Consider the following 19514-nt stretch of genomic DNA (forward strand, 5'->3'; position numbering starts at 1 on the left):
CGATGCCTAGCGCCTGTTCGTCTTTGTCCGCCGCGGGTTTGCGTGCGGTGTTGCCCGGGGCGGCGCGGCCGGCATCGCAGCCGTGGCCGCCGACGTCTCCAGGTACTCGACCAGCAGCCGCGCCACGGGCGAGAGCGATGCGATGTCGCGGAAGCAGATCGCGAAGCGCCGCCGCGCCCAGTCATTGCGCAATGGAATGACGCGCAGGTCGAAGGCCGCCGCGATGGGCTGGGCGATCTCCGCCGGGATGATGGTGATGCCGAGATCGGCCCGCACGCAGCGCAGCGCGGCATCGAAGGTCGAGACGACAGCGCGATAGGCGATTCGGTGTCCAAGGATGGCGGCATGGCGTAACAGCATGGTCTGCACCGCCGTCTGTGCCGGCATGCCGATATGGTCGAAGGCAAGCGTCTGCTCGAAGTCGCAGGCTTGCGCCCGGGCCAGGGGATGCGAGGCATGGGCGACGACGGCCAGGTGGTCGCTGCGATAGGGCCGGGTCTCGAAGCCTTCCAGGTCGGCGGCATCCCAGCAGATCCCCAGGGGCGCGGATCCCTCGCGCAAGGACCGCACGACATCGGTGCTGAGGCACTCCTCGACGGTGATGCCGATGTCGCGATGGGCCGGCATCTGCAGGAAGGCCGCGATGTCGTCCGGCAGCGATTCGGCCATGGACGAAACGGTAGCCAGCAGCCGGACCTGGCCGCGGATGCCCGAACCGTAGTCGGCCATGTCGCGCGCCACGCGGTCGGCGGCGGCCAGCATGGCGCGCGCATGGGCCAGCACAATTTCGCCGGCGGGCGTCGGGATGACGCCGCGCCGGCGCCGCTCCAGCAGTGTGGCGCCCACCGTTTCCTCGAGCTGGGCCAGGCGCTTGCTGATGGCGGACGCCACGATGTGCGCCTGCTCGGCGGCGCGGGCCATGTTCTGCGTCTCGCATACGGCAACGAACAGGCGCAGCGTGGTCAGGTCAAGGTCTCGCATGGCGGGGCTCTGGGGTTCCGGAATGGAATCTTAATCGCTAATTCGGCGGGCGAGCTGGCGCATCGGGAATGTATCGGCTGTTGCGAGTGGCGCTATTGAGACTTTCCAGCTTGGAAAGATATCGTGCACGAATCGTCGCTGTCTTCCGGAGAAAGAAAGTCATACAGTCGCTCCGTCGCCCCTGCTTGGGGGGTGTTTCCACGGTTCTCCAGCCATGACAGCGACTTATCCCAGCCGTGCCGTGATCCGCGAAGTCGGTTTGCGGGACGGCCTGCAGAGCATCCAGACGATGCTGACCACCGAGCAGAAGAAGGACTGGATCCGCGCTGCCTACGCAGCCGGCCAGCGCGAGATCGAGGTCGGGTCCTTCGTGCCGGCGCGTCTGCTGCCGCAACTGGCGGACACAGCCGAGCTGGTGGTGTTCGCCCGCACCTTGCCAGGCCTGTTCGTCTCCGTGCTGGTACCCAATCTGCGCGGCGCGCAGGACGCCATCGCGAGCGGCGCCGACCTGATCATCGTGCCGCTGTCCGCCAGCCATGCGCACAGCCTGGCCAACCTGCGCAAGACACCGGACGAGGTGGTGGCCGAAGTGGCGCGCATCCGTGCCGCGCGGGATGCCGCGGGGGCGGCAACGCGTATCGAGGGCGGGGTCGGCACGGCATTCGGCTGCACCATCCAGGGCCGGGTCGAGCCGGACGAAGTGCTGCGCCTCATGCAGGCCCTGCTCGACGCCGGCGCCGACCGCGTCAGCCTCGCCGATACCGTCGGATATGCCGACCCGGGCGGGGTGCGCGACTTGTTCGCGCGTGCCATCGCGATCGCCGGCGACCGCTTCTGGTGCGGCCACTTCCATGACACGCGCGGACTTGGCCTCGCCAACGTCCTGGCCGCGCTGCAGGCGGGCGTGACCCGCTTCGATGCATGCCTGGCCGGCATCGGCGGCTGTCCACATGCGCCCGGCGCCAGCGGCAATGTCGCCAGCGAGGACCTGGCCTACATGCTGGGCAGCATGGGCATCGACACCGGCATCGACATCGAACGCCTGCTAGCGTTGCGCGAGCGGGTGGCAGGCTGGCTGCGGGGCGAGGCCCTGCACGGCACGCTGTGGCGCGCTGGCCTGCCCAAGACCTTCACGGCGCCGACTGCGCGCGCCGCAGCCTGAGAGACGAAGATGCGCGACGACAAGGAACAAGACGGGCAACAAGACAGACAACAAGACGGCCAGGCCCTGCCGCTGTCAGGGATACGCGTGGTGGAGTTCACGCACATGGTGATGGGCCCGACCTGCGGCATGATCCTTGCCGACCTCGGCGCCGAGGTCATCAAGGTCGAGCCGCCGGGCGGCGACAAGACGCGCAAGCTGCCGGGCCTGGGCATCGGTTTCTTCCGCGCCTTCAATCGCAACAAGAAGAGCGTGGTGCTGGACATCACCACGGAAGAAGGACGGGCCGCGGCGGCGGAACTGGCGGGCCAGAGCGATGTGCTGCTCGAGAACTTCCGTCCCGGGCTGATGCAGAAGCTCGGGCTCGGCTATGAGACGCTGTCGGCGGCGTATCCGCACCTGATCTACGTCTCGCACAAGGGCTTCCTGCCCGGGCCCTACGAGAACAGGCTGGCGCTGGACGAGGTGGTGCAGATGATGGGCGGCCTGTCCTACATGACCGGCCCGCAGGGGCGGCCGCTGCGCGCCGGAACCTCGGTCAACGACATCATGGGCGGCATGTTCGGCGCCATCGGCGTGCTGGCTGCGCTGCGCGAGCGCGACCGCACCGGCAAGGGCCAGGAGATCCAGAGCGCGCTGTTCGAGAACTGCGTCTTCCTGGCGTCGCAGCATATGCAGCAGTTCGACATGACGCGCGAACCGCCACCGCCGATGCCGTCGCGCGTGTCGGCGTGGAGCGTCTACGACATCTTCCGGCTGTGCGGGGACGAGCAGCTCTTCATCGGCGCGGTGAGCGACAAGCAGTTCGTCACGCTGTGCAAGGTGCTGGGCCATCCCGAGCTGGCGGAGAAGCCCGAGTACGCCGACAACGCCTCGCGCGTCGCGGTGCGCCCACAACTGCTGGAGCAGCTCGGCGCGATCCTGCAGCACCACCGCGCGGAGGAACTGGTGCCGCGGCTGGAGGCGGCCGGCATCCCTTATGCGCCCATCATGCGTCCGGACCAGCTGCTGGACGATCCGCACCTGAAGGCAAGCGGCGGGCTGGTGCCCATGCAGGTGGACGACGGCTCCCTTGCGCCGACTGTGCTGCTGCCGCTGCTGATGGATGGCCGCCGCCCGGGCGTACGCCGCCCGCTGCCGAGGGCCGGCGAACACAATGAGGAGATTCTCGGCCGACTTGGCAGGCCAGGCCGCGCCTGACGCGGCGCAGGACCACAGACCGATACATGGAGGAGACAACCATGCACGCTTACGCAGAGCGGCAAGCCCGATTCCCGGGCATTGCCCGCCGCACATTCCTGAAGGCCGCCAGCGCGGCCGCGCTGGCCACCGCTGGCCTGCTAGCGCTTCCGGCCGCCGCGCAGGGCGGCAGGCCGGTGCGCCTGATCCTGCCGATCAGCGCCGGCTCCGGCGTGGACATCATCGCGCGTGCCGCAGGCCCGGCACTGGGCAGGGCGCTCGGCCAGCCCGTGGTGATCGAGAACCTGCCGGGCGCGGGCGGCATCAGCGGCGCGGCGGCGGTGGTCAAGGCCCAGCCGGATGGCAGCACGCTCGGCCTCGTCTCGAACAACCACGTGATCAATCCGAGCGTCTTCAAGTCGATGCCATTCGATGCCGTCAAGGATGTCACCCCGATCAGCGTGCTCGGCGCCACGCCGCTGGTGCTGGTGGTCAATCCGAAGGTGCCGGCCCGTAATGTGAAGGAACTGGTGGCGCTGATGAAGGCGAAGCCGGACGCCTACAACCTGGCGTCGTCGGGCAACGGCACCATCCTCCATCTGGCCGGCGAGATGTTCCTCAACGACGCGGGCGTCAAGGCCCGGCATGTGCCGTACAAGGGCACAGGGCCGATGATCACCGATCTGCTGGGAGGACAGGTGGAGATGGGCGTGGTGGCGCTGAACGCCGCGCTGCCGCACCTGAAGGCAGGCACCCTGCGCGCGATCGGTGTGTGCGGCGAGGCCCGCTCGCCCGCCGCGCCCGAAATTCCGACCATCGCCGAGCAAGGCCTGCCTGGCTACAACGTCGAAGGCTGGTTCGCCGTGATCGGCCCGGCCAATATGAAGCCAGCAGACGTGAAGCGCGTGCACGATGCGTTTGCCACCGCGTTCACCAGCCCGGAAGTCGTCGATGCGATGAAGAAGCAGGCGACAGTCGTCAAGCCGGGCACGCCGGAGGCAGCCGCGAGCTATTTCCGGGCGGAGGCGGACCGCTACGCGGACTTGGTAAGGCACGCCGGCGTCAAGGTGGAATAAGGCAAGGAGGAATAAGGCCGGAGCGGTGGCGTGCCGGTCACCCGCCGCGTCAGCTCCGGTAGCGCAATGCGTCGTCCTGTCGGGAGTCTGGAAGCCAACGAATCAGTCCAGCCTCGCAACTAGCCAGACCATGGCAAGGTAGGTCAGCACGTGCGCGTACTGGTCCAGGCCAAATGCCCACCAGAACTGCGGCAGATTCGGCGTCAACTTGGCGCGTTGGCCGAGGCGCACCTTCCAGCGATCGATCATGTAGTGGACGACAGCGTCGAAGATCCCCAGCCAGAGCCAGTAGGTCACACCGAATCCACCGAGGAGCGCAGCCGTACACAGACCATGCAGGCCCGCGTGGGCATAGCCACCCAGGCTCCGGAAGTCGCCCTTGCCGGCCAGCATCCAGCCCGGCTGCCACAGGAAGTCGCATACGAGATGCTTGGTGAACAGCGCGAATAGCAGCAGCAACGCCATGGCCAGTCCTCCACCCAAAGTCATGCCGGACCGTGCGCACTAACGACTGCACTCCGCGCACATAGTGGTTACGGACACCAGCTTGCCCGTACTCGGCCGCAATGGCTAATGGCTGTCAAGCATTGCTTTGGCTTCACTCAGGTCAGCGAGGTCGAATCCCTCGGTGAACCCGCCATGGATTTCGGCAAGTCTTTGGATTGCCGCATCGGTCTTGCCCTGTCGCTGCCAGCACCGCGCTCGGCCAAGGCTTGCCCGCAGTTCCAGCAACCTGGCGCCCTGCTGGCGCGCGACAGCGATCGCCTTCTCAAAGCACGCGACGGCGTCCGCTTCATCCCTGGTGCGAGTCCCGTCGTTCAAGGCATGCAGTATCAGTTCCCCCTCGAGCCGATGCAATTCGGCTTCGCAATAATGCTCTCCGGTGGTCTCTGCCATGGCTTTCGCTTCGGCAAGCGCGCTCATGCCCGCGTCGAGGCGTCCGATGCGTCCATAGGCTTCCGCCAGCAGGGCCAGAAAGTGCGACTGCGCGAGCTTTGCTCCGGTGGCGAGATAGTCTGCTAGCCCTTCGCGCATCAGCTCGATGCCCCCCTCCAGGCGCCCCTGGCCGGCCAGTGCCCAGCCGCGAAGGATCTTTCCCCAGGCCAGCCAGACCGGGAAGCCGTGCTCGGTCGAGAGCGCGATGGCGGCCTCGGCCAACTCTTGCGTGAGGCCCGGCTCGCGACGTAACACGTGCATCTCCGCCACCAGGCATAGAGTTTGACCCAGGCTGAAGGGGTGCGAAAGCTCCCGGGCCAATACCAGGGATGTTTGCGCATGCTTGCTGGCCTGGTCAGGACAGCCGAGCGTGCAGAGGACCAGGGCTAAAACCGAGAACGTACGGATCTCCGGGGCAATGCCATAGAACGTCAGGTGGGCGTGAAGCGGCTTCGCAGAGTAGTGCGAGATCGCATGGTCAAGATGGGCATTTGCCGACCTGAATCTGCCTGAGAAGTACAAGGTTGTTCCAAGTGAGGCGTCAGCCTCGCCGAACAAATCGAGGTCTTGCGCCTTCTCTGCCAGGCTGATCATCCGCTTCCCTAATTTGTAGGCTCTTGCGTGTTCTGCGCGCAGGGAGAAATGGCTGCGCAGGCCGGCCAGGGTCGGGAAGAGCTGGGTGGTTTCGCCGACTTGGCCGCACAATGCCAGGGCGCGGCTATAGGCTGCCTCCACCTCCGGCGAGGCAAATCCCCTGGCTGCAATCAGCGCCGGCCCGATGGCAAGCTGCAATGCGATTTCTCGGTGATCGCGCTCCGGGTTGTCCGGCAGGCGCCTGAGCAATGTCAGGGCTGCCGCGAGCTGGCGGATCGCTTCCTGATAAGCGGAGCGCTGCAGGGCCTGCTGTCCACTGCATTGCAGGTACTCGACAGCTTTGGGGTCATTCCCGCTGAGGCTGTAGTGCCGGGCCAGCTCGCTGGCGTAGTCATTCAGCCGATGATGGAAGAGGGCCTCGATGGCCTGCGCCGTGCGTTCATGTACCGCGGTACGTTGTTCCGTGAGCAGCGAGCTGCCGGCAACCTCCTGGGTGAGCGCATGCTTGAACGTGTATTCCATGTCGGGGAAGGCCGGCCGCTCGTAAATGAATTCGCCGGCCTCCAGGCGTGACAGGAGATGGCGGAGCTGGTCTTCCGATTGCGCGACGACCCGCTCGATCAGGCTCAGCGGAAACTCCTTGCCGATCACGGCGAGGGTCTGTAACAGACCTTTCTCGGCGGGCGGCAGGCGGTCGATACGTGCAGCCAGGACGCCCTGTACGGTGGTGGGGATATGCAGCGCGGTGGGCGTCTTCTCGATGCGATAGTGACCGGGCTCGCCCAGCAATGCCTTCTCTTCTGAGAGCGTCTGCACCACCTCCTCCATGAAAAATGGATTGCCCTCGGTCTTCTCCATGATGAGCGCCTTCAGAGGCACAAGGGCGGGATCATCCCCAAGCAGTGCGGCAAGCAGTTCCTGGGCCTCGACCTGGCCCAGCGGATCCAGCCGGAGGTTTGTGTAGCAGGCCTTCAGATGCCAGCCATGCTGATACTCAGGGCGGTAATTCAGCAGAAGCAGAATCCTGGCGCCGGCCAGGTGGTCGACGAGCACATCCAGGAAGGCCTCGGTTTCGTTGTCCAACCATTGCAGGTCTTCGAACAGCAGTTGGAGCGGCTGATTGTGGCTTTCACGGACCAGCAGGCGAGTGATGGCCTCGAAGGTTCGCTGGCGGCGGATTCCGGAATCCATATTGGGTAGTGCCGAGCCGGGGTCGGCGATACCCAGCAAATGGAGCAGGTAGGGCAGGAGATCTTCCAGCGAGCGATCGAGCATCAGCACCCGGCCCGCCACCTTTTCCCGGCAGCGCCGCTCATCGTCCTCTGCCTCGATCTGGAAGTAGTTTTTCAACAGTTCGATCAGCGGCAGATAGGCAAAAGACTTGCCGTGCGAGACCGAGAAGGTCTCCAGCACCATGCAACCGCGCTGTGACAGCACCTTGAACTCGTGGAACAGACGGGACTTCCCGACCCCGGCCTCGCCGACCACGCCCACGATCTGCCCGCTTCCCGCCTTGGCCCGGTCCAGGGCGCCATGCAATTGCGCCAGCTCGACCTGGCGTCCGACGAATCGCGCCAGACCGCGACGCTGCGACACCTGCAGGCGTGTGCGTAACGCCCCAGGACGCAGCACCTCGTACACGGCGAGCGGCTCCGGAATGCCCTTGACCTGGGTTGCCCCCAGGGCTTTGAAGTCGAAGTACCCCTCGGTGAGCTTGCGGACCGCGTCGCTCACGAGAATGGACGAAGGTGTGGCGATGCTCTCCATCCGTGAGGCGATATGGATTGTGTGACCCACCGGATCGTAGTCGGTGTGCAGGTCGTCCCGGCGGATGGAGCGCACGACCACCTCTCCGGTGTGGATGCCCACCCGAATCTGGAGGGGGATGCCTTGCTCCAGACGAATGCGGTCACTGTGGCGCCGCATTGCCTCCTGCATGCGCAACGCGGCATACAGAGCGCGCTGGGGATGGTCTTCGTGGGCAATCGGTGCGCCAAAAAGGGCCAGGATGCCATCGCCCAGCAACTTGGCGACATAGCCCTCATAGTGGTGCACGGCCTCCATCATCAGGGCCACGACAGGATCGATCAGGCGGCGTGCTTCTTCCGGGTCCAGGTCGTGGATCAGCGCCGTCGAGCCGGCCATGTCCGCGAACAGCGCCGTGATGGTCTTGCGCTCCCCGGCTGTGGCGCCCCTGGCTTCCATGGCTGCCTGCTCGGCAAGGATGCGCTCGGCGAGGTGGGGTGGGGTGTAATGAATGGGTGGCGCGGACGATACTTGCGGCACTTCGCCGACGGGTTCGCCGCACGCACTGCAGAAGCGCGCGGTCGGATCCAGTGTGTGCCCACAGCGCGAGCAGAGGCGTGCCAGCCTGGAGCCGCACTGCTGGCAAAAATTGGCGCCAACCGCATTCTCGAAGCCACATTTTGTGCATCGCGCCATGGGGCCTCCTTGGAACTTCCTCAGGTCAATTAGAGGCTCCGTCGTGTTCGCGCGCAAGCGGTCCGTCGGGGGCAAGTGAGCCCCCCTGCGGCTATCGCGATTGCCGGGCGCGGCGCGCAAGCAGATGACGCGTGCGCAGATCGCCATTGCATGGCTGCTGGCGCAGAAGCCCGAGGCCCAGGCGAGCCGCTATCCCGCAAGCCTGCAGTTGCGGGTCGGCCGCTGAGCAGGGCAGGGGCGTGCGGCGGCCGCGCCGCCGCTGGTGCGGGCATGCCCGGCCGCCCGACTGCCCGGGCGAGGTGCCGTCATCTGTCATCCCATGACGGTTTGCCGCCGCACGGCATGCGATCATACGGCGTGCCGGCCTGTGAGTCGGCTTCTTCCTTCCTGGCTGCCATCCCGCAATGACGCACCGACGCGCTCTCGCCTACGTTCATCTGGTCGCCTTGCTGTTCGGCCTGGTCGGCGTGCTCGGCACAGAGATCCATGCCAGCGCGGTCGTCATCACCATGGGCCGGGCGGCGTTCGCCGCGGGCGTGCTGGCGCTGGCGGCCCGGCTGCGGGGCCGACCGGCGCTGGGCCGGCTCGGCATGCGGCGCGCCACGGCGCTGGGCGTCTCGGGATGCCTGATGGCGCTGCACTGGGTCACGTTCTTTGTGGCGGTAAAGGTGGGCGGCGTGGCCGTCGCGACCCTGGGCTTCGCCAGCTTCCCGGCGTTCATCACCTTGCTGGAGGCGGCGGTCTTCCGCGAGACGGTGCGGCCCGCCGAATGGCTGCTGCTGGGGTTGGTCACGGCCGGCCTGGTGCTGGTGACGCCATCGCTGGACCTGTCTGACCGTGGCACGGCGGGGCTGGCCTGGGGGATCGCATCCGGCCTGTCGTTCGCCTTGCTGGCGCTGGCCAACCGGCACATGGCCGGCGACATGGACCCGATGCAGGTGGCCTGCGGGCAGAACCTAGTGGTGGCGCTGGTCACGCTGCCCTTCGCCGCCGGGCAGTTGTCCGGCCTGTCCGCCGGCGCATGGTTCTGGCTGGCGGTGCTGGGCGTGTTCTGCACGGGGCTGGCGCACTCCCTGTTCGTATCCAGCCTCGCGTGGTTGCAGGCGCGCACCGTCGGCATGGTGGTTGCGCTGGAGCCCGTCTACGCCATCGCCTTTGCCTGGGCCTTGTTCGGGCAGCAGCCCAGCGTCCGCACCTTGCTGGGCGCGGCCGTCATCGTTGCCGCGATCGTCGCTGCGGGCTTGCGCAAGCCGGCGCCGCCGCGCGTGGCGCGCAGGGCGGGCCAAGGGGTGACCGGGCCCAATGGCGAGTCGCCCGGCCTGTGAGATTGCGGGGCGGCACGCGCTGCCCATAGGGCGCGTCGTTGAGGTCGCGATGCCACTCGCGCCGCGCTACGGGGCGAATTGCGCCCGGTATTGCGAGGGCGTCAGGTCGAAGCGGCGCCGGAAGGCCTTCGCCAGATGGGCTTCCGAACCGAAACCCGTGGCGTGCGCGACGGCCTTGATCGACTCGCCTGCCTCCAGCCGGCTGCGCGCCGCCTGCAGCCGCAGCACCTCCAGGAAGGCGTGCGGCGTCATGCCGCTGGCCTTGAGGAAGCGGCGGTGGAAGCTGCGCGGGGACTCGCCCGCCTGGTCGGCCATCGCCTGCACGTCGATGGGCTCGCCGAGGCGGGCCCGCATCCAGTCCACCAGTTCCGCGTACTGCCCGGATTGCGCGCCCAGCGCCACCGAATACTGCGACTGGTTGCCCATGCGCCGCACCGCCAGGATCAATTGCTTGGCGACTCTCGTGGCGACCCAGCGCCCCAGGTCCTGCTCCACCATGGACAGGCACATGTCGATGCCCGAGGTCACGCCGCCCGAGGTCCAGACCTTGCCATCCTGCACGTACAGCGCATCCGCCTCGACCTCGACGTTCTCATAGTAGCGCTGCAGCAATTGGGCGGCCGCCCAGTGCGTGGTCGCGCGGCGCGCATCGAGCAGGCCCCATTGCGCCAGCGCGAACGCCCCCGTGCAGACCGAGCCATAGCGCCGTGCGCCCTCGCTGACTTGCCGCACCCAGCCGGCCAGGGTGGCGTCGGAGACGGCGGCGACCAGGCCGTCGCGTTCGCCGCCGGCGATGATGCAGGTATCCACGCCGCGCGCCGGCACGGCAGCCACCGGCTCGGTCTGCAGCACGATGCCGTTGGAGGCGGCCACGGGCCCGCCTGTGGCCGAGACCAGCGCCACGCGATAGGCCGGCTCCACGTGATAGGCGTTGGCCATGGCGAACACGTCCGCCGGGCCGGCGATGTCCAGCATCTGGAAGGAGGGGAAGGCCACCAGCGCCACTTGGCGCAGGCGCGTCGGCTTGAGGGCTGGCTGCGGCTTGGGGGAGTCTGGTGGCATGGCGGGCGCGGCGATGGCGTGGTTTCCTGCAGAGGCTGCAGAGAGACTGCCGAGAGGCGTTCTGGCGTGTTCTGGCAGCCTTGCAGGGTTTGGCAGGAATCGACAAGTCATTGTCATTGCCGCCAAACCGAGGTGTCAAGATACTCGGTATCCGACACCCGCGCCGGCCGCTGCGGCCGCACGGGCCTCACCATCCCTCGGAGGCATGCCATGCACCAGCCGTTGACCATCGGCTTTCTTCTCTATCCGCACCTGACGCAGCTGGATCTCACCGGTCCCGCGCAGGTCTTCTCCCACCTGCCCGGTGCCACCATCCACCTGGTCGCCAAGGACAGGACGAGCGTGCCCTGCGACGGCGGCATCGCTCTGACGCCGACCACCGACTTCGATGCCTGCCCGCCGCTGGACATCCTGTGCGTCCCCGGCGGCCCGGGCACGCTGCTCGCCATCCGCGACGAAGCGACCCTGGCCTGGCTGCGCCGCCAGGGCAGCGAGGCGCGCTGGCTCACCAGCGTGTGCTCCGGCTCGCTGCTGCTGGGTGCCGCCGGCCTGCTGGCAGGCTATCGCGCCGCCTGCCACTGGAACTACCGCGAGCACCTGCCGCGCTTCGGCGCGATTCCCGATGCGGGGCGCATCGTGCAGGACCGCAACCGCCTGACGGGCGGCGGCGTCACGGCGGGCATCGACTTCGCGCTGCAGCTCGTGGCCTTGACCCATGGGCGCGAGCAGGCGCAGGCGATCACGCTGATGCTGGAATACGCGCCGGCGCCTCCATTCGACTGCGGCCGGCCGGAACTGGCGCAGGCCGAGACCATCGCGCTGGCCCGCGCCGGCCTGGACGCGGCGGTCGCGCGGCTCGCATGAGGGCGGCGATGCTGCCGCGCGGCCTGCGCTTCCTGGCTGTGGTGCTGCTGGCTGCCGTCGTGTTCACCGGCACGAGCCGCGCACCCGCCGCGCCGCCGGCATCGAGTACGTCGTCTCCCGCGTCCGCACCCTTCACCCAGGCCGCCTATGCTTCTCCGGGCGGGGAGCCTCAAGCCCGAATCGAAGCCGCGCCGCTGCATCCCGGGCGTACGCGCCCCGTCGTCGCCGTTGTCGGCCACAATGCCTTCACCGAGCTGACCGACTACGTGGTGCCCTACGGCGTGCTCAAGCTGGCCGACGTGGCGGATGTCTTCGCGCTGGGCACCGGGCCGGGCCCCGTGCGGCTGTTCCCGGCGTTCACCGTGCAGGCGGATGCCACCATCGCAGAGTTCGACAGCCGCTATCCCGCTGGCGCCGACTATGTAGTGGTGCCGGCCGTGCACGAAGATGACGATCCCGCGCTGCTCGCCTGGGTGCGGCAGCAGCGCGACAAGGGCGCGACGCTGGTCGGCATCTGCGATGGCGTTTGGGTGCTGGCGCGCGCCGGGGTGCTGCGGGGGCACCGGGCCACCGGGCACTGGTACTCGCGCAGCGCCCTGGCCCGGCAGTTTCCCGACACGCGATGGGTGGACGACCGGCGTTACGTGGCCGACGGCAAGGTGGTGACGACCACCGGCGTCACGGCCTCCATTCCCGTCTCGCTCGCACTGATCGAGGCCATCGGCGGGACCGCGCGTGCGGCCGAGGTGGCACGCCGCATCGGCGCCGCGGGCTGGTCGGACGCCTACGCTGCCACGCCATTCCGGCTCGGGGCGCGGCACCTGTACACGGCGGCGCGCAATACCCTGGAATTCTGGCGGCACGAAGACCTTGGCGCGGCGCTGCAAGCCGGCGGCGACGACATCGCGCTGGCCCTGGCTGCCGATGCCTTTGCGCGCACCTACCGCACGCGGGTCCTGGCGATCGCGCCAGCGCTGGCGGGCGTGCGCCTGCGCAGCGGCCTGGTCTTCCTGCCGGACCGTGGCGACGCGGCCGGCGCAGCCCTGCCGCAGGCCACGGCGCACGCGTCCGCGCTGGCGGCGGTGCCGGCACTGGACGCCACGCTGCGGGATATCGCGCAGCGCTATGGCGCCGACACCGCGGACTTCGTCGCGCTGCAGCTGGAGTATCCGGGCGACTGGCGACGGGGCACTGGATCCAGGAACTGAGTGCCGAAGGCGCGTCCGCCATTGTCGGTTAGATAGATTACAATGATTTCTAAGTAATCAATCTCATCGAGCAAGGGCGCCATGACGACCGAGTACGCACATTCCGAACTGGAAGGGGTGGCCACCCTATCGGGCAGCCCCAAGCAGGTGCGCCGGCAACTTGCGGACACAGATGACGGGCAGGTGGTGGCCGTGACCATCGCTCATGGCAGCAAGCGCGCGGTGCGTGCCCTGCAAAGTACCTTGTCCAGTCTTGCCACCCTGGTGGATGCCGCCATCCTTCGGCGTGAACAGCATACTCTGGAGACCCTGGTCGACGCGCTCGTGCCTGTCGAACCGCCGCGTCCGGCCCTGCTCCGCGAAGCCGCGATGATGGGGCGGGCGCGCACGGCCATCCTCACGGGAGCGGACTGGCTGACTGCGCCGCAGGTCGCCGAACTGGCTGGATTCAGCGCCAGCAACCCGAGCGCCCAGCCGAATAAATGGAAGCGCGACGGCGCTATCTTTGCCTTGCGGCACCATGGCGTGGACTACTTCCCGGGCTACGGCCTGGACCCATCCACAGGCTACCGGCCGCGTAAGGCGATGACCGAGGTGCTACGTGCGTTTGATGGCAGCAAGGATGGCTGGGCCCTGGCGGCTTGGTTCTTGAGTGCCAATGGCTTCCTGGGCGGCAAGCGCCCGCAGGATCTGCTAGAGGCCCACCCCGAACGCGTGATCGCCGCCGCCCGGGACGAGCGCGAGGGCGTGGCCCATGGCTAAGCCGATGGGCGGGCCAGCGCAGGAATCGAGGAAAGCGTCGAAGGACGGTCCCAAGAGCGAGGCCGAAGACGGCAGCGCTACCGTGAAACCGCCGCCGACTGGAAGGCTGGCTGTCTCGTGGACCACGTGGTCCGCCGAGCGGACCATACATCGCATCCATCTGGACAAGTACGCGGGTGACCGATTCAACCCCGGCATCGCAGGCAACGCCCGCTTCAGTCTGATCCTGAGTGCCGCCGGGCAGCCGGTTCCGACACTGTATGGCGGTTCTTCATTCGATTGCGCCGCAATGGAAACCGTGTTCCACGACGTGCCGCATGCGGCGGGTCCCAAGATCTACGACAAGTCTAAGCTCGCCGGCCAGCTCCATTCGCAGATCGAGGCTGCAGAGCCCCTGAAGCTGATCGACCTGCGCAGCGTCGCCCTGCGCAAGCTCGGCACTGCCCGCAATGCGCTGATCGATACCGAGAAGGACCAGTATCCGGCCACCCGTGCCTGGGCCGCTGCTTTGCACGCGCAATGCCTGGATGCGCAAGGACTGCTCTGGACCTCCCGCCAAGACGATAGCGCGCTGGCACTGATGCTATTTGGCGACCGTATCAAGCCGGGGGTGCTCAGGCAAAGCGGCGATTCGCTCGGCCTTGTTTCGCATGAAGCCACCTACGAGGCGGTATTGGATCTCGCTGAACGGATCGGCGTCGATATCGTGCCCGGCATCGGCGGCGTGAGCGCATCGTCGCCCGCGCCGGCTCCCACGCCCGCGGCGCAACGATCATCCGGGACGAAGCGCAAGAAGACCTGAATCGCTTCGCCGTAGCGGCTGTCTCCATGAGGACAGGCATAGGGGTTTCGACGCAGCCATGTCTGCCCGGCCGCACCGGTCATGCCTGCTGCGTTAAAGCGGTGGAGGCCGCCGAAAGGCCGGCCTTCCGTGAACCGGCCTGCCTAGACATATTGATCGAATCAATCAAGATTGACTGGCCCGCTGGCGAGCCTATCCTGCTGAGCGAGCCCACAACCTCTGCCCGATCATGCACAACGAAGCCACCACAAGCCTTGCCGATCCTTCCACCGCGGCGCACCTGCTGCGTGAATTCTGGTTGGCGGCGGGCGGGGACGCCTGCGACCTGGCAAGACTGAATTTCACCGGCGCCGGCGCGGCGCCTTCGGCGTTCGCTTTCACCGATTTCGCCGCCGGCGCGGTCGGCGCGGCGAGCCTGGCGGTGGCCGAGCTGGTGGCCGCATCGTCAGGGCAATGGCCGGCGGTTACCATCGATCGCCGCCTGGCCTCGTTCTGGTTCCTGACCTCGCTGCGCCCGCAAGGCTGGTCGCTGCCGCCGCAGTGGGATCCGGTGGCAGGCGACTACCTGGCGGCGGATGGCTGGATCCGCCTGCACACCAATGCGCCGCATCACCGCGATGCGGCGCTGGCGGTGCTGGATGCGCCCGTCGACCGCGCTGCCGTGGCGCGTGCGGTGTCGCGCTGGCGCGCCGATGAACTCGAGGCGGCAGTCGTGGCCAACAAGGGCTGCGCGGCGGTGATGCGCTCGGTCGAGCAGTGGGCCGCGCATCCGCAGGGCAGGGCGGTGGCGGCCGAGCCGCTGCTGCACCTGGAGGTGGCCGGCGGCGTGGGCGCGCCGGCGTGGCCGCTGGCGCCGGAGCGGCCGCTGCGCGGCATCCGCGTGCTCGACCTGACGCGCATCCTGGCGGGCCCGGTCGCCACGCGCTTCTTGGCCGGTTTCGGCGCCGAGGTGCTGCGCATCGATCCGCCGGGCTGGGAGGAGCCGGGCACGGTGCCCGAGGTGGTGGCGGGCAAGCGCTGCGCGCGCCTGGACCTCAAGCAGGCGGCGGACCGCGCGCGCCTGGAGCAACTGCTGCGCGGGGCCGACGTGTTGGTGCATGGCTATCGGCCCGACGCGCTGGCGCGCCTTGGGCTGGATGCGGCGCGGCGCCGCGAGCTGAATCCCGCGCTGATCGACGTTTCGCTCGATGCCTACGGCTGGAGCGGTCCGTGGCAGGGCCGGCGCGGCTTCGACAGCCTGGTGCAGATGAGCAGCGGCATCGCCGATGCGGGCATGCGTGTGAGCGCAAGCGAGCGGCCCGTGCCGCTGCCTGGCCAGGCGATCGACCATGCCACCGGCTACCTGATGGCGGCCGCTGTGATCCGGGGCTTGACGCGGCGCCTGGCGAGCGGGGCGGGATGCAGCGCGCGCGCGTCGCTGGCGCGCACGGCGGGTTTGCTCATCGCGCACCCGGCGGCGCCGGGCGCTGCGCTGCCGGGCACCGCCGGCACGCTGGCGGCTGAAGCGCCGGCTGATCTCGATGCCCATGTCGAGCACACCGCCTGGGGGCCGGCGCAGCGGCTGCGGATGCCGATGGCGATCGCGGGCGTGCCGATGCGCTGGGAACTGCCGGCGGGCGCGCTCGGGTCATGCCAGCCGGAGTGGGAGAGCGGGCGCTGACGCGCGGCCCGGACGGCGCGCGTGCGCAGTGCGCTGCCGCGGAGTTGCCAGCGGAAGTGTCAGCGAGAGGGGGAAGGGGCGGGCCCGCCCGCAGGACGGCCCGCACGGCGAGCGCCAGCTCGCAACCCAGCGTCCTTCGTGCGTTGGCGCCGTTAAAGCAACTGGGTCCCGCCTGCGCGGGGACGACGGAGACGACGGGGGAACAAGCTTCAGCGTTCAACTGAATGGCATTAGGGCATGGCCGCGCTGTTGTAGAGATTCACTTAACTCTGAACTTTGTTCGCTCAACTCTGAACCTGGTTCGTCAGCGATCCGGAAGGGTGGACGCCACTTGCCCACAAAGGCAGCACGGCAATTTTGCAGTTCGCGTGGCTGTCTGCCGGCTCAGTTCGGCCATACGCGGACATTCGGATACCGCTAGCAAAGCAGGACGTCGAGATCGCTCTATTCAGCGGTCTGTGCCACTAGCAGGCGCATTCGACGCAAAGAGATCGCCTGCACTGCCAACGCCATCAGAATCGCCCCGCTGTATGCGACGAACAGGCTGAGCCGCGTCAATGTCAGGCTGAGCACATAGAAGAACGCAGCAAAGCCAATCAACCCTGCCACCATTCCGCGAAGCACTTGCTGTGCGGCAGCGGCGCCGATTAGGCGGTGCGCAAAAATGGCCAGAATGGTCGCCATGAACGGAAGCGACGCGAGCACGCCGCTTACCTGCGGCCCGACATAAGGCGCGATCAACGTCACGCTGACGACCAGGCACGTAATCAGCACCATGCGCGCCGGCAGGTCCCACCATGGCGAATTCAGTCCCTTGCCGCGCGCAGTGTTTCTTGGCGTGACGTAGAGCACAAACGTCATGGCCGACATCGCCACGACAAACAGCCCGGTCTGCGCCAAGCCACTCCTTTGCAGCGCCGTTGCGGCAACGGCAAAGGCCACGCACGCGCCCGACAGGGCAATGGGCCAGCCCAGGGTAGCAAGCCGGCAATACGCAAGGCAGAACGCTGCTTGCGCCGCTGTCGCCGCGAGGGAGCCTGACGTTGCGCGCTCGGCGAACGTCGACCCATGTTCAAGCGCCAGAAACACCGAGATCGGCCCCGACGTGAGCGGCAGGCCGACCAGGAAGCCGCCCACGGCCTCGCCCCAGCGGCGTACGGCCACGCTGGCAGCCAGCAGCAGGAGCGGAGTCACGATGAGTTTAAAGACAAGAAGATTCATATCGAACATGCCAGCGCCAATGCGCGCACTGGTTTGCGGAGTCTCGGCCACGAGTTTCAGTATGCGCCTGCGGCGGCGTGGTGCTGGTGGCGCGAACCTGTCCAGCCAACGTGGTCCTTTGCCGAATCGAACGTACGAGCAAAGTCGATCTGTTGCGCTGGCGCAAGCTCTCGCACCAGGACGTCGCAGACGCGCGCCCATGCCCTCGTGCGTTGCCATGCGCGAATCCGGCGCCAACATGTAACACCAGAGCTGTACCCCATTTCGCCGGGCAGCTCGGCCCAACGAATGCCATTGCTGACGAACAGAATGTCGTTTAGGGCGGCGCGGTCCGACACCGGCAAGCGACCGGGATGCCGGAACCGCCTCGGCTTGGCTTGTGGCAACAGTGGCTCGATCATCGCCCAGAGGGCGTCACCAACAATCGGCGCCGGGCATGCGTCCCGTCTTTGCAAGGAGGTCATTGCCGGGCCTTCTAGGCACGCAGCGGCAGTGCAGCACCGATGACGACGAACACGCCGCCGCACACCCGGTTAAACCGGCGTCCGACTCGCTCAATCCAGGGGCGCACTCGGTGTGCAGCGCTCGCCACGGTGTACTCGGCCAGAAACTCGGTGGCAGCGTAGGTTGCGGCCACAGCAGTGAATTGCATCACCAGGTTGCGTTGCGGATCGATGAACTGCGGCAGGAACGCGCTGAAGAACAGCATGCCCTTGGGATTGGTTGCCGCCGACAGCGCCCCTTGGCGAAACAGCGACCAGCCGCTGGCCTGTACAGGTTCCGTGCCGGCAGTCACCGCGATGGGCGGAGCGCGCCAGACTTGAATCCCGAGCCAGAGCAGGTAGGCACCGCCCACCCACTTCAGTGCCGTGAGCCACAAAACAGAGGCCTTGATCAGCGCTCCAATACCGAACATGCACAAACCAATAACAGCCACGAAGCCGAGCACTGCGCCGGCGATAGTGAACAGCGTCTTACGGCTGCCATGCATTGCGCCATGCGTGAGCGCAAGCATGCCGTTTGGGCCAGGCGATAACGACATGCCAATCGACGTGACGAGAAAAATTAGCCAGGTGTGGAGTTGCATCGTGCTTCTGAAATGACGGGTGGGAAGAGTCGCTGCGGCCCTCGCAGCTACTGCCCTGAATGGTGCGACGCAGACAGCCTTGCCGACAAACCATTTGTCATCACATAATGCGTGAGCCAGATTCACACGTTCAGCCACGATGTTCGACCGCCTTCCCCCTCTGCAAACCTTGCGTGCCTTCGAGGCCACAGGGCGGCTGCTCAGCATGACGCTGGCCGCAGAGGAGTTGCATGTCACCCATGGGGCGGTGAGCCGGCACATCAAAACGCTCGAAAGCTATCTAGGCGTGGTGCTTTTTCGGCGGCTGACGCGTCGGATTGTCCTGACGGAGGCAGGCGCTGAGTTTCACGCGTCGGTTGCTCGCCTGCTAGGGGAATTGACGCGGGAGGCCGAGCGCCTTCGCACCCAGAACAGCGTGTCGCGATTGAAGATCAGCACCAGCGTGTCGTTTGCCAGCAAGTGGCTTGCGCCGCGCCTGCATCGATTGAAGGCCACGCATCCCGAACTCGATGTTCATCTCGATGTAACGGACGTCAACGTCGATCTGAATGACGGTCAGGTCGACGCAGCCATCCGCTATGGCAGCGGCCGCTACCGCAACGTCGTCGCCGAGCGGATTCTGGAAGAAACCGTCACGCCGGTTTGTAGCCCGGCCTATCTCGCAGCAGTGGGCGGTTTGCCTACGCCCGAGAGCTTGGCCTCATGCACGCTGTTGCACGAGGACCGCATGTTGGCCAATTGGGAACAATGGTTTGCGCTCGCGGGCGTGGATCGGCCCGCCAGCGGCCGTGGTCCAGCATATAGCCATGGCAGCATGGCCATTGAGGCAGCCATTCGAGATGAGGGCGTAGTGCTGGGGCGCAGTGCCCTGGTGGCGGATGACATCGCGGCGGGCAGGCTCGTCGCTCCCTTCCCGAACATCAAACTGAAAGCCGAGCGCGGCTATGACCTCGTGTACCGTACCGGCAATCGTGACCACCCGAAGGTGCGCGTCCTGCGCGATTGGCTGGCCGATGAGATACGGACGTCAGGTGCTGGCTGACACCACCGACTGGCGGTAGTGATTTGCGGGCTGATGGGTCAATGTCTCCTATGGGTCGACCAGAGCCCTCACACACCCTTATATGGGCACCGCCCACACGCGGGCGTGTAG

16 protein-coding genes and 1 pseudogene are annotated in these 19514 nt (G+C 67.2%); 10 read left to right on the forward strand and 7 right to left on the reverse strand.

Features of this window, described 5'->3' with window-relative positions; all coding sequences use genetic code 11:
* Window positions 1-6 precede the first annotated feature (6 nt).
* Window positions 7-981, reverse strand: coding sequence for a LysR family transcriptional regulator (locus AC1Z3O_RS22410; RefSeq protein WP_483518075.1), 975 nt, complete (start codon window positions 979-981; stop codon window positions 7-9).
* Between the two features lie 214 nt (window positions 982-1195).
* Here AC1Z3O_RS22410 and AC1Z3O_RS22415 point away from each other — a divergent pair, with 214 nt between their 5' ends.
* Genes AC1Z3O_RS22415 through AC1Z3O_RS22425 form a run of 3 tightly spaced genes read left to right on the forward strand, consistent with a single transcriptional unit; the run spans window position 1196 to window position 4398 of the window.
* The gene (locus tag AC1Z3O_RS22415) at window positions 1196-2143 is read left to right on the forward strand and encodes a hydroxymethylglutaryl-CoA lyase (protein ID WP_483518076.1); all 948 of its coding nucleotides are present in this window, start codon (window positions 1196-1198) and stop codon (window positions 2141-2143) included.
* Window positions 2144-2152: 9 nt separating this feature from the next.
* Window positions 2153-3343: a CaiB/BaiF CoA transferase family protein gene (locus tag AC1Z3O_RS22420; RefSeq protein ID WP_483518077.1), complete on the forward strand. Its 1191-nt coding sequence runs from the start codon at window positions 2153-2155 to the stop codon at window positions 3341-3343.
* Between the two features lie 41 nt (window positions 3344-3384).
* The gene (locus tag AC1Z3O_RS22425) at window positions 3385-4398 is read left to right on the forward strand and encodes a tripartite tricarboxylate transporter substrate binding protein (protein ID WP_483518078.1); all 1014 of its coding nucleotides are present in this window, start codon (window positions 3385-3387) and stop codon (window positions 4396-4398) included.
* Between the two features lie 102 nt (window positions 4399-4500).
* Here the strand turns inward: AC1Z3O_RS22425 and AC1Z3O_RS22430 are convergent, their stop codons facing one another.
* Window positions 4501-4863 carry a DUF3307 domain-containing protein gene (locus AC1Z3O_RS22430; protein ID WP_483518079.1) on the reverse strand — a complete coding sequence of 121 codons (363 nt, stop codon included), beginning with the start codon at window positions 4861-4863 and terminating at the stop codon, window positions 4501-4503.
* Between the two features lie 105 nt (window positions 4864-4968).
* A complete protein-coding gene (locus AC1Z3O_RS22435; RefSeq protein WP_483518080.1) occupies window positions 4969-8370 on the reverse strand; it encodes an adenylate/guanylate cyclase domain-containing protein in 3402 nt (1133 codons plus the stop codon).
* A gap of 404 nt (window positions 8371-8774) precedes the next feature.
* Here AC1Z3O_RS22435 and AC1Z3O_RS22440 point away from each other — a divergent pair, with 404 nt between their 5' ends.
* On the forward strand, window positions 8775-9695 hold the full coding sequence (locus tag AC1Z3O_RS22440; protein ID WP_483518081.1) for a DMT family transporter: 921 nt from the start codon (window positions 8775-8777) through the stop codon (window positions 9693-9695).
* 66 nt (window positions 9696-9761) lie between these two features.
* Here AC1Z3O_RS22440 and AC1Z3O_RS22445 read toward each other — a convergent pair whose 3' ends face one another.
* Window positions 9762-10757: a GlxA family transcriptional regulator gene (locus tag AC1Z3O_RS22445; protein ID WP_483518082.1), complete on the reverse strand. Its 996-nt coding sequence runs from the start codon at window positions 10755-10757 to the stop codon at window positions 9762-9764.
* 210 nt (window positions 10758-10967) lie between these two features.
* Between AC1Z3O_RS22445 and AC1Z3O_RS22450 the strand changes: the two genes are divergently transcribed.
* The 5 genes from AC1Z3O_RS22450 (at window position 10968) to AC1Z3O_RS22470 (ending at window position 16053) form a co-directional block, all read left to right on the forward strand.
* The gene (locus tag AC1Z3O_RS22450; RefSeq protein ID WP_483518083.1) at window positions 10968-11621 is read left to right on the forward strand and encodes a DJ-1/PfpI family protein; all 654 of its coding nucleotides are present in this window, start codon (window positions 10968-10970) and stop codon (window positions 11619-11621) included.
* Between the two features lie 8 nt (window positions 11622-11629).
* On the forward strand, window positions 11630-12829 hold the full coding sequence (locus AC1Z3O_RS22455) for a DJ-1/PfpI family protein (RefSeq protein WP_483518084.1): 1200 nt from the start codon (window positions 11630-11632) through the stop codon (window positions 12827-12829).
* A gap of 81 nt (window positions 12830-12910) precedes the next feature.
* Complete coding sequence (locus tag AC1Z3O_RS22460; protein ID WP_483518085.1) at window positions 12911-13591, forward strand: hypothetical protein; 681 nt, start codon at window positions 12911-12913, stop codon at window positions 13589-13591.
* Complete coding sequence (locus AC1Z3O_RS22465) at window positions 13584-14393, forward strand: RES family NAD+ phosphorylase (protein WP_483518086.1); 810 nt, start codon at window positions 13584-13586, stop codon at window positions 14391-14393. Before AC1Z3O_RS22460 ends, AC1Z3O_RS22465 begins: the two co-directional genes overlap by 8 nt.
* 229 nt (window positions 14394-14622) lie before the next feature.
* A complete protein-coding gene (locus AC1Z3O_RS22470) occupies window positions 14623-16053 on the forward strand; it encodes a CoA transferase (RefSeq protein ID WP_483518087.1) in 1431 nt (476 codons plus the stop codon).
* Window positions 16054-16497: 444 nt separating this feature from the next.
* Here AC1Z3O_RS22470 and AC1Z3O_RS22475 read toward each other — a convergent pair whose 3' ends face one another.
* From AC1Z3O_RS22475 to AC1Z3O_RS22485, 3 genes and pseudogenes are all read right to left on the reverse strand, one after another.
* Window positions 16498-17283, reverse strand: a complete 786-nt coding sequence (locus AC1Z3O_RS22475) for a hypothetical protein (RefSeq protein WP_483518088.1) — start codon at window positions 17281-17283, stop codon at window positions 16498-16500.
* Window positions 17284-17408: 125 nt separating this feature from the next.
* Window positions 17409-17738, reverse strand: a pseudogene (locus tag AC1Z3O_RS22480) (transposase); the annotation flags it as partial.
* Between the two features lie 11 nt (window positions 17739-17749).
* Window positions 17750-18361, reverse strand: coding sequence for a LysE family translocator (locus AC1Z3O_RS22485; protein WP_483518089.1), 612 nt, complete (start codon window positions 18359-18361; stop codon window positions 17750-17752).
* A 139-nt stretch (window positions 18362-18500) separates the two neighbouring features.
* Here AC1Z3O_RS22485 and gcvA point away from each other — a divergent pair, with 139 nt between their 5' ends.
* The gene (gcvA, locus tag AC1Z3O_RS22490; protein WP_483518090.1) at window positions 18501-19403 is read left to right on the forward strand and encodes a transcriptional regulator GcvA; all 903 of its coding nucleotides are present in this window, start codon (window positions 18501-18503) and stop codon (window positions 19401-19403) included.
* The last annotated feature ends 111 nt before the right edge of the window (window positions 19404-19514 follow it).

The organism is Cupriavidus sp. 09_S30 (assembly GCF_056930435.1).